2 protein-coding genes are annotated in these 1,001 nt (G+C 59.6%); both read left to right on the top strand.

Going from position 1 to position 1,001, the window contains the following annotated elements:
• Positions 1 to 319: terminase TerL endonuclease subunit (locus tag QCE79_RS33005; protein WP_404989465.1), on the top strand; the 319-nt coding region annotated here is incomplete at its 5' end.
• A 38-nt stretch (positions 320 to 357) separates the two neighbouring features.
• A partial coding sequence (locus tag QCE79_RS33000) for an HK97 family phage prohead protease (RefSeq protein ID WP_309851662.1) occupies positions 358 to 1,001 on the top strand: 644 nt, incomplete at its 3' end.

Here is a 1,001-nt window from a genome sequence, read left to right as displayed (position 1 = left end):
GCTGGCACGCGCAGGTTTTACCGAGGAGCAGTTAAGCCGCTTTGTTGATTTTGGGCAGGGCTGGGTATCGATGTCGCCTGCCATTCGCGAACTTGAAGCTCGCTTGCTTGCGTGCAAGCTGCGTCATGGGAAGCATCCGGTGCTGACGATGTGCGCGGTCAACGCGGTGACAGAAGCAGATGCTGCAGGCAACCGCAAATTCACCAAGCAAAAAGCCACGGGACGCATTGACGGGATGGTGGCGCTGGCAATGGCCGTGGGCGCAACGCAACTTCATGCGGAGGAAGCGCAGAAAGAACCGCAGATGTTCTTCATCTAGGCATTGAAATTGCATTAAATGCGTGATATACCGCATCGATGCACAATTACTATCGATCAACCCAAGTTCTAACGCAATTCGTCGCGAAGAACGCGCCCGCACCGTCGAACAAAGCGTTCTCCCGGCTCCAGGTTAAAAGTCTCGACGAGGATTCCCGCACGCTCACCGGTATTGCCAGTACGCCCATCCCTGATCGCGTGGGCGATGTGGTCGTGCCGGACGGCATCCAGTTCAAGACGCCGTTTCCGCTGCTGTGGCAGCACGACCCGCGTCGGCCGATCGGCACCGTTAAGAAATTGACTGTGACGAAGGCGGGCGTCGAAGTCGAGGCGGACATCGCCCCGGCAGGTACTGCGGCCTATATCGACGAGGCCTACAACCTGATCAAGGCGGGGCTCGTGCCGGGACTGTCGATCGGCTTTCGCCCCATCGACGCGGAGTTCGACCGCTCAACCGGCGGCTTTCTCATCAAGGCGTGCGAGCTCTTCGAAATCAGTGCCGTCACCATCCCGGCGAGCGCCGACGCCGCCATTCAATCCATCAAATCGCATGACAGCGCACACGGGGCTATGCCCGTCGTGCACTTGAGCGCATCTCGCCCCAAGGAAACCGATATGACCATCGCAGAACGACTCAAGGCTGTCGCCACCCGGCGCGCCGCCCACCTCGAACGACGCAAGGC

The sequence above is a fragment of the Caballeronia sp. LZ003 genome (assembly GCF_031451465.1).
In the GTDB taxonomy this organism is placed as follows: Bacteria; Pseudomonadota; Gammaproteobacteria; order Burkholderiales; family Burkholderiaceae; genus Caballeronia.
This window is presented reverse-complemented; position numbering and strand designations above follow the sequence as displayed.